The 9,549-nt window shown below is 41.4% G+C and carries 9 protein-coding genes and 1 pseudogene; 7 read left to right on the plus strand and 3 right to left on the minus strand.

Features of this window, described 5'->3' with window-relative positions; translation table 11 throughout:
- The first annotated feature begins 321 nt into the window (after window positions 1-321).
- Both ACESMA_RS20745 and ACESMA_RS20750 read left to right on the plus strand, forming a co-directional pair.
- Window positions 322-1,068: a PPK2 family polyphosphate kinase gene (locus ACESMA_RS20745; protein ID WP_372950793.1), complete on the plus strand. Its 747-nt coding sequence runs from the start codon at window positions 322-324 to the stop codon at window positions 1,066-1,068.
- A gap of 48 nt (window positions 1,069-1,116) precedes the next feature.
- Window positions 1,117-1,974 (plus strand): neutral zinc metallopeptidase, encoded by an 858-nt coding sequence (locus ACESMA_RS20750; protein ID WP_372950794.1) that lies wholly within the window; start codon window positions 1,117-1,119, stop codon window positions 1,972-1,974.
- Here ACESMA_RS20750 and ACESMA_RS20755 read toward each other — a convergent pair whose 3' ends face one another.
- Window positions 1,975-3,531 carry a helicase HerA-like domain-containing protein gene (locus tag ACESMA_RS20755; protein WP_372950795.1) on the minus strand — a complete coding sequence of 519 codons (1,557 nt, stop codon included), beginning with the start codon at window positions 3,529-3,531 and terminating at the stop codon, window positions 1,975-1,977.
- An 81-nt stretch (window positions 3,532-3,612) separates the two neighbouring features.
- Here ACESMA_RS20755 and ACESMA_RS20760 point away from each other — a divergent pair, with 81 nt between their 5' ends.
- From ACESMA_RS20760 to ACESMA_RS20775, 4 genes are all read left to right on the plus strand, one after another.
- Window positions 3,613-4,056 carry a hypothetical protein gene (locus ACESMA_RS20760; protein ID WP_372950796.1) on the plus strand — a complete coding sequence of 148 codons (444 nt, stop codon included), beginning with the start codon at window positions 3,613-3,615 and terminating at the stop codon, window positions 4,054-4,056.
- Between the two features lie 25 nt (window positions 4,057-4,081).
- A complete protein-coding gene (locus ACESMA_RS20765) occupies window positions 4,082-4,489 on the plus strand; it encodes a DUF4332 domain-containing protein (protein WP_372950797.1) in 408 nt (135 codons plus the stop codon).
- Window positions 4,490-4,615: 126 nt separating this feature from the next.
- Window positions 4,616-7,267, plus strand: a complete 2,652-nt coding sequence (gene leuS, locus ACESMA_RS20770; protein ID WP_372950798.1) for a leucine--tRNA ligase — start codon at window positions 4,616-4,618, stop codon at window positions 7,265-7,267.
- A 105-nt stretch (window positions 7,268-7,372) separates the two neighbouring features.
- A complete protein-coding gene (locus ACESMA_RS20775; protein ID WP_372950799.1) occupies window positions 7,373-8,074 on the plus strand; it encodes an SIMPL domain-containing protein in 702 nt (233 codons plus the stop codon).
- Between the two features lie 50 nt (window positions 8,075-8,124).
- Here the strand turns inward: ACESMA_RS20775 and vapC are convergent, their stop codons facing one another.
- Window positions 8,125-8,526 carry a type II toxin-antitoxin system tRNA(fMet)-specific endonuclease VapC gene (vapC, locus tag ACESMA_RS20780; protein WP_372950800.1) on the minus strand — a complete coding sequence of 134 codons (402 nt, stop codon included), beginning with the start codon at window positions 8,524-8,526 and terminating at the stop codon, window positions 8,125-8,127.
- Window positions 8,526-8,717: a hypothetical protein gene (locus ACESMA_RS20785; protein WP_372950801.1), complete on the minus strand. Its 192-nt coding sequence runs from the start codon at window positions 8,715-8,717 to the stop codon at window positions 8,526-8,528. The genes vapC and ACESMA_RS20785 overlap by 1 nt, the downstream gene beginning before the upstream one ends.
- A gap of 328 nt (window positions 8,718-9,045) precedes the next feature.
- Here ACESMA_RS20785 and ACESMA_RS20790 point away from each other — a divergent pair.
- A pseudogene (locus ACESMA_RS20790) lies at window positions 9,046-9,549 on the plus strand (glutamate ligase); the annotation flags it as partial.

A 9,549-nucleotide genomic window follows, 5' to 3' on the forward strand; every position in this document is an offset into this window, starting at 1 on the left:
CAGTAGTCCTGTAAAACTTGTGTTCAAAATAAGAAACGGGGTAAATGTATATTTTTAGGAGAAAAATCAAATTACACAAATGTATAATAATTCACCTTTAAATTATAATTTGAAATTAAAACAGGCACAAAAAATTACATTTTTTTTAAATTTGGGCTTACCGGTTTTTTAACCCGAAAAATTCATTGATTATTCCTGTCTCCAACATTCCCGGAAATAAATGTAAATAATACAATTCCTCTGTATTTCAAATCCTTTTTTTTGCTATATTTCAAACCAAATCATATCATGTGATATTTTTAACCACTTAAAGTTTCAGCAATGAATTACAAAACTCATGATCCGGACCTCAATAAAAAAGAAACAAAAGATGTAACAAAGCAGATTTTAAAGCAAATTGGTGAATTTCAGTATTTAATGCACGCTGAAGAGAAACACAGTTTATTAATTATTCTGCAGGGACTGGATGCATCTGGCAAGGACGGTCTAACCCGCGGGTTGCTAAAATATTGTAACCCGGTGGGATATTCCATAAAAAGTTTTAAAAAACCTACTCCCGAAGAATATACGCATGATTTTTTATGGCGTGTGCACAAACATTCGCCGGCAAAAGGAACCATTCAGGTTTTTATTCGCTCTCATTACGAAGATATTCTGGTTCCAACAGTTGAAAAAATTTTCCCGGAGGAAACCATTGAAGCCCGGTATGAGTTAATTAACCACTTTGAAAAGCTACTGGAACACAATGGCACAAAAGTTTTAAAGTTTTTCCTGAATGTCTCGCCGGAGGTTCAGAAAAAACGTTTAAAAGAACGTATTGAACTGGAAAGAAAGTTTTGGAAACATAACGATGGCGACTGGGAAACCCGGAAAAAATTTGATGCCTACCTGGGGGTTTATGAAAAAATAATTACTCGATGCAATACCATTCCATGGCAGGTAGTACCTGCTGATACAAACTGGCAAAAACTATACTTTGTGGCAAAAACCGTTCTGGAAACTCTCACAAACCTGAATATGAAATGGCCACCTCTGGAAACCGAACTCTTCAAGGGTAAAAAATCCTGAATGTAAATAATGCAAAATGTTCTATTCACTCGTTTAATTCAATAAAAAATGCGTTACAAAGGCAGAAGACAAAGCTCAAACGTTGAAGACAGGCGGGGAATGTCAACCGGAAAAAAAGTTGGAATCAGGGGAGGTCTCTTTGCGGTTGTTGCCCTGGTATTTTATGTGTTGCTGGGTGGCGATCCTCAAATGGCATTAAACTTTTTACAGTCGGGAAATGAACCTACAGAAGCTGCTTCCAGTTACGTTCCCTCTGCACACGAAGAAGAGCTGGCTGAATTTATTTCGGTTGTTCTGGCCGACACAGAAGATGTTTGGCACAAACTTTTTAGTGAAATGGGGTTGCAATACCATGAACCCAACCTTGTGCTTTTTAGTGGGCAGGTGCAATCAGCCTGTGGGTTTTCCAGTGCAGCTACCGGCCCGTTTTATTGCCCGGGCGACGATCGCATTTACATCGATTTGCTTTTTCTGGAGCAACTTCAGGAAAGACTGGGCGCCGGAGGTGACTTTGCCATTGCGTATATTGTGTCTCACGAGGTAGGGCACCATGTGCAAAAACAGCTTGGCACCTTAGGCGAGGTGCATTCTCTTCAGCAACAAGTCAGCAAAAATCAGTACAACGAATTAACAGTGAGATTGGAATTGCAAGCCGATTTTTATGCAGGAGTTTGGGCACATCATGCTCAGAAAATGAAAAATATTTTGGAGGAAGGCGATTTGGAAGAAGCATTTAATGCAGCCCAGGCTGTGGGCGACGACCGACTTCAAATGCAATCGCAGGGCTACGTGGTTCCCGATTCTTTCACCCACGGAACTTCTGATCAGCGCATGAGCTGGTTCCGAAAAGGTTTTTCCACCGGAAATTTAAACGATGGAAATACCTTCGAACCAGATGCCATCTGATTATCTTCTCCGGGTGGTGGATTTCAAACCTAAAACACCAAGCAGTCCGCGGGCAACTTCCCTTGCTATGGTAGTGGTAACCTGGCTTTTCAGAATCTTCTCGAAAGTAGAGGTTGTTCTTGACGATCGGGTTGAAGTCCTTCTGGTGGATGTTCTCCCTGAGGTAGTTTCCTGCGGTTCGGATCGGTAAGTTTCCCGCCTTGCTTTTTCTTCAATTCGCTCCAGTAAAATTTCATAGGCACTTTCGCGGTCGTAATCAACATTGTATTTTTTAATCATTTCCGATTTGCCATGAATTCGCTCTATCTCAGCCGCCGTTAAAACATCCATTCGCGAATATGGGGGGCGGATTAGCGTGTGCACCAGTTCGGTTGGCCTTCCTTTTTCATCTAAAGTTGAAATAAAAGCTTCCCCGATTCCTATCTGGGTAATCAATTCATCTACCTGATAAAAAGCTGAATAGGGATAATTTTCGGCTGCCAGTTTGATTGCTTTACGGTCTTTGGCAGTAAAAGCACGCAGTGCATGTTGAATTTTGGTTCCCAATTGACCTAAAATAGATGCAGGAATATCGTTGGGCGATTGCGTAACAAAAAAGATACCTACTCCTTTTGAACGGATGAGTTTAATGGTCATTTCCAACTGATCGAGCAGTTCTTTGGAGGCATTTTTAAAAATGAGGTGTGCTTCATCAATAAAAATAACAAGTTCAGGTTTTTTCGGGTCGCCCAGTTCGGGCATTTTCTGGAAAATTTCTGCCAGCAAACAAAGCATAAAAGTACTGAACAGGTTGGGTTTACTTTGCATATCGGTAAGCCGGATTACACTAATTATGCCTTCTCCGGCAGGAGTTTGTTGCATTAAATCAAAAACATCGAAAGAAGGTTCGCCGAACAACTCATTGGCGCTTTGTTGTTCCAGTTTTATAATGTTTCGCATGATTAATCCTACCGAAGAAGTGTGGGCAAATCCATATTCAGTTTTAAATTCCTCTTTCCCCTCACCCTGAATATAATTCAGAACACTTTTCAAATCTTTAAAATCAAGAAGTGGAAGGCCACGGTCGTCGCAATATTTAAAAATCATGGACAAAATACCACTTTGATTATCGTTCAGGTCCAGAATTTTTGCCAAAAGTACCGGGCCATATTCCGAAACCGTTGCGCGCAACTTCGCTCCGGGTTCTTCTGAAATACTCAAAAATTCAAGAGGAAAAGCTTTCCCTTCCCAATTCATTCCAATGGTATTTGCCCGCGATTCGATAACCGGATTCATGGAGCCAGGTGCTCCAAGTCCACTCAAATCACCTTTAATATCCATTACAAGTACCGGCACTCCGGCATTTGACAGATTCTCTGCAACAACCTGTAATGTTTTGGTTTTCCCCGTTCCGGTAGCTCCTGAAATTAGTCCGTGCCGGTTCATGGTCTTTAAAGGCAACCGAATTTGTGTACTACTTTGAAAACCATCTCCGCAAATAGCTGAACCCATTAAAATTGAATCTCCTTTAAACTGATAAGAAGAACCTAAAACTTGCAAAAGCTTTTCGTTACTCATATTTTCATTTTTATTATGAACGGAAGTTACACTAATTTTTAAAATTTTAAGTACCTTCAGGAAATTTTAAAAACAAACAGTATGCTCAACGATTTTTTAAATTCAGTAAAAGGTGAACTGGCTAACCAATTAGCCGGTAAAACCGACTTACAACCAGAAAATGCAAAAAACGCATCTGGAGTTGTTGCAGAAACTATTAAAAATGGGTTGGCAGAAAAAGCAAAACAAGGGCAGTTTGACGACATTCTTTCACTTTTTGGAAAAGGAGGAGCCTCAACTGGTTTTGCCAACAACCTCATTAACAACTCGGTTGGAAATCTGGCTGCAAAAGTTGGACTTCCAAAAGAAGTTGCCGCAAAAGTAGCGGGTTTTGCTGTTCCTTTTATCATTAACAAGCTTGGTAGTTTTGCATCTGAAAAAGGAAAAGACAACAAGGAAGGAGTTCAGGATTTACTGGGTGATTTAATTAAAGGATCAGTAAAAGACAAACTTCTTGGTGGATTGGAAAAAAAATTTGGCTTTTAGTCGTTTAACATTAACTAAAATAATTATGACGAAGAAAATCACAGAGATTGAAGGAATTGGACCAGCCTTTGCTGAAAAATTAGCTGGTGCAGGAGTTCAAACAGTCGAAGGATTACTCGAAACTGGAGCAACAAAAGCCGGAAGAAAAAACCTGGCTGCCGATTCAGGCATCGACGAGGCAAAAGTTTTAGACTGGGTTAACATGGCAGATTTATTCCGCATAAAGGGAATTGGTTCCCAGTTTGCTGAATTATTGAAAGCAGCCGGTGTTGACACCGTAAAAGAGTTGAGAAACCGCAATGCTGAAAACCTTCATGCCAAACTGGTTGAAGTTCAGGAAGAAAAGAAAATTACCCGCGCTGTTCCAGCTTTAAAACAAGTTTCTGATTTTGTAGATCAGGCGAAAGCACTTGATCCAATTGTTTCGTATTAAAAAACTTCAAACTCGTAGAAAGCGCTTTTCAAAGCGCTTTTTTTTGCCCTTTACTTTCCTCCTTCTCCACCAATCATTTTTTTATCTTTGCGCCTTCAAACCGGAATTTTAAGTAACATCAAAAAAATGGAATACAATTTCGCGAAAATAGAACCCCGGTGGCAGAAATACTGGGAAGAAAACAAAACCTTTAAAACGCCTGACGATTTTTCTAAACCGAAATATTACATTCTCGACATGTTTCCCTATCCTTCGGGAGCAGGTTTGCATGTAGGACATCCTGAAGGTTATACCGCAACCGATATTATGAGCAGGTACAAACGGATGAAGGGTTTTAACGTGCTTCATCCTATGGGCTACGATGCTTTTGGATTGCCGGCAGAACAATACGCCATGCAAACCGGCACTCACCCGGCCATCACTACCAATAAAAACTGCGATAATTTCCGCAGGCAAATAAAAGCCATTGGCCTGAGCTACGACTGGGACCGCGAAATCAACACCACCGACCCGCACTATTTTAAATGGACACAGTGGATTTTTAAACAACTGTACAACACCTGGTTCGATAAAGAACAACAAAAAGGAAGGCCTATTTCAGAACTTCCCATTCCTGAAGAAATAAAAGAAAAAGGTGAAATTGCGATAACCGAATACATCTCTGAAAAACGATTGGCCTATTACGACAACGCCCAGGTGTGGTGGTGTGATTCGTGCAAAACGGTTTGCGCCAACGAGGAAGTGTTAACCGACGGTTCGCACGAGAAATGTGGACATCCGGTGACACGAAAAAACCTGAAACAGTGGTTGTTGCGCATTCCTCATTATGCCGAACGTTTGTTGAAGGGATTGGAATTCCTCGACTGGCCTGCCGGTGTGATTGACATGCAGAAAAACTGGATTGGCAAATCCACCGGCGCCGAAATTGATTTTCAGATTGACGGGCTGAACAAAAAACTGCGGGTTTACACCACGCGACCCGATACGCTTTTTGGCGCAACTTACATGGTCATTGCGCCTGAACACGAGCTGGCCGGAGAAATTACCATTCCAAAGAAAAAAGAAGAAGTAGAAAAATATATCAATGCTGCAGCATTAAAATCGGACTTGGACCGCACCGACCTGGCCAAGGAAAAAACAGGTGTGTTTACAGGCCGTTACGCCATTAATCCGGTGAACAACCAGCCCATCCCCATCTGGATTGCCGACTATGTTTTGATGGGTTACGGTACCGGTGCCATCATGGCGGTTCCGGCACACGACACCCGCGACTTTGAATTTGCCAAAGAATTCGACATTCCAATCATTTGCATTCTCGACCCAAAAGATGTTGAAGGCCGCGAAGAAATTCTGGCCGGCGACAAATGCTGGACCGAAGACGGAGAATATATTAATTCTTCCAGCGAAGAAACCGGATTGAACATTAACGGGCTGAACAAAGAAAAAGGTATCAAAAAAACCATTGACTGGCTGGAAAAACGGGGGCTGGGAACAGCTACAGTAAATTTTAAAATGCGCGACTGGCTCTTCAGTCGCCAGCGATACTGGGGCGAGCCATTCCCGGTAATCCACTGGGAAGATGGCGAGGTTTCGCTGCTCGACGACGCCGAATTGCCATTGCTGCTGCCCGAACTGGAAAAATATTCGCCCGGAGATTCGGGTGAATCGCCACTGGCCAATGCCAAAGAATGGCTACACGTAACCGACAAAAACGGACGCAAGGGCCGCCGCGAAACCAACACCATGCCGCAGTGGGCGGGTTCGTGCTGGTATTATTTGCGTTACATTGATCCATTTAACGATCAACGCATTTTCGACCCGGAAATGGAAAAATACTGGATGCCGGTTGACCTGTATATTGGCGGAGCTGAACACGCTGTGCTGCACCTGCTTTACTCGCGCTTCTGGCACAAAGTTCTGTTCGATTTGGGAATTGTTTCCACCGACGAACCGTTCCAAAAATTGTATAATCAGGGAATGATCCTGGCGTTTGCCTACGAAACAGCAACCGGCGCCAAGGTTTCTTCGGATTTGGTAGAAGAACGCGACGGCAAATATTTCCATACCGAAACCGGTGAGGAGCTGAAACAAATTGTGGCCAAAATGTCGAAATCGCTGAAAAACGTGGTGAATCCCGACGATGTAATTGAACGGTACGGTGCCGACTCGCTGCGGTTGTACGAAATGTTTATGGGACCACTGGACGAGCGCAAACCGTGGGCCGAAAACGGGGTAAAAGGGGTTTTCAACTTCCTGAACCGCGCCCACCGCTTTTTTGCTGATACCGGCAATGTTGTGGATGGCGAAGAAGACAAGGAAGTGGCTAAACTGCTGCACCAAACAATCCGAAAAGTTGCGGTTGACATTGAGAATCTGAAGTTCAACACCGCCATTTCTGCGTTGATGGTTTTCAACAACCTGGCCATTAAAAAAGGAAAAGTGACCAAACAAACTGCTGAAACGTTTGCCAAAATCCTTTCGCCGTTTGCACCGCATTTGGGAGAAGAACTTTGGTCGATTTACGGGAACAAAGAAACGCTGGCCTACGAACCCTGGCCAGAAGTGGATGAAAGCCTGCTGCAGGAAGACAGCTTTGAATATCCGGTTTCGTTTAACGGCAAAATGCGATTTAAAATTGAACTGCCTGTTGATATGCTGCAACCCGAAATTGAAAAAGCAGTTTTGGCCGACTACAAAGCTCAAAAGTGGCTGGAAGGCAAAACCGTTCGCAAGTTCATCTTCGTTCCCAAAAAAATAATCAACGTAGTGATTGGGTGAGAATAAACAGCACAGAAAATAATTTCATTTCTTGAAAAATAAGTTGTAACTTTTTTCTCGCAAAGGCGCCAAGCCGCTAAGTTACGTTTCATAAAAATAATTCGTATGAAAAATTCGTGGGCTTTTATTTTAGGGATTTCTATTATCATTGCTTTCGGCGTTTGGGGATGGTTTTTCCAGCAATCGAGGCAGGTGCAGCAAACCGTTCGCGTGGTGGGATACGGTACCGAGGAATTTGACAGCGACATCGTAAAATGGTCGGTAAGCTTTTCCGAGCGGGTTTCACTTACCGGAACCCAGGAAGGTTACCAAATCATGGCCCGCAAGCTGGAAAATTTCCAGAAACTTTGGGAACAAACCGGGATTCAGGCTTCGGAGTTTAAGGTTTTCCCGGTGAATGTAAACCGAGAATACGGTACCGGCGGACACATCGGCTACACCCTCGACCAACGCATTTACATCGTTTCGAATGAAATTGAAAAAGTAGAACAACTTGCCATCGATCCCATACTTTTTGTGGACGGCGGCGTAACATTCGACAATTCCACCATGGAATTTTACAGCTCCGAAATTGAAGAAATAAAAAAACAACTGTTGGGAAAAGCCACCGAAAATGCGTACGAACGCGCCGCGGAAATCACTTCCACCACCGATTTGAAAGTAGATAAACTTATTTCGGCCCGCGCAGGAGTTTTTCAGATTACTGAACCCTATTCCACCGAAGTAGCCGGTTACGGAATTCACAACACCAGTTCAGCCCGAAAAAATATTAAGGTGACGGTTTCAGCGGAGTTTACGTTGAAGTAGAGTAGATTTTTGGGAAGAAATATTTCAGAATTGCGCCATCAAATGAGATTTTAGAAATTTTCAATCCAATTTTCAATTCTAATATTTTCCATTCTTTCAAACTCCCTGACATTTTGGGTTACCAGCGTCATTCCATTAAATATCGCTGAGGCGCCAATAAATAAATCCAAATCACTGATAATTGTTCCTTTTGTTTTCAACCTCGCTTTTTCCTTCCCGTAAATATTTATTGATTCGAATATGGGAATTATGGTAATTTTTTCTGAAAAATCCTTCACGACTGCAATATTTTTATTCCTTTTCTGACTTTTCTCAGCACCATAAATCAATTCAGCGAGAGTTATCTCAGAAATAGCAAATCTCTCATATCCAATTTGTTCTATCTTTTCTTTAATCTTGAATTGCCCCTTAAAATAGTAGATGCAAATGTTCGTATCTAATAAATAATCCATTAAAAACCTTCAATTTCTCTGTTATTTACTCTGGAATTTCTGATTTCTTCAATAATTTCATCTGCACTTCTTTCATCATCCCAGGCACCAAAACAAGAAGAAAAATCATATTTGGCTTCATTCCTATCATTGATGGATTTAGTCAATTTTATAATTAAATCCTTTTTTGACTCCGTATCCCAGTTTTTCATTAATCTGAAATAGCTGTTTATTCTTTTATTTCTGTAGGCAATACTCATGTAAAATTTATTTTTCCAAAGATACTACTTTTGGAAATGCATTAAAATACCTGATTGTTGATATTTCAACATTCATCTCATTTAATTTTTAAATTATTGGTTCTATTTCTAATTCCTAAAACTATTCCCAATAGAATATGTTATTTTCATGTTTTAATAGTAGTTTATTTTCAATGGAAAAACATGGAATTCGCCGATATCAAAATCCTGGTAAATATTAGAATAGTTTTGACGGCTCGTTTCATCTAAACAGAATTGCTAGCTAAAAAGGAATATCAATATGGAAACCAGCAACTATAATTTTACACCACTACCCGGCTACGAAAATTTTGAAGCCACCACGCAAATCATTATTGCCGAAATTTTGCTCCGTAAACTGCCATTCGAAATTATTGATGCCGAAAATAATCTGATCTCAGTTACATCCAACAACAAAGAATACATCATTCATGAAGGCACCATTTCAGACGCCAACAGCCTTATTGCCTACTGGATTTCCAACGACAAATGGATGACCCGGCAATTCCTTCAGCGAAGCGGCATCAGTCATGCCAAAGGAATTTTATTGGCAAGCGGTTATAAACCAGACATTCTCGATTCAGTTCAGTTACCTGCTGTGGTAAAACCTGTTAACACCGACCACGGAATTGCTGTGAGCACCAACATCCAAAGCCGCCAGGAACTTGTTTCTGCCATTGAAAATGCCTTTAATTTTGCCAAAAAAGTTATTGTTGAAGAATTCGTTCCAGGACAGGAATACCGGTTTCTGGTGATTGATTATTTA

The organism is Mariniphaga sp. (assembly GCF_041687215.1).
Classification (GTDB): domain Bacteria; phylum Bacteroidota; class Bacteroidia; order Bacteroidales; family Prolixibacteraceae; genus Mariniphaga.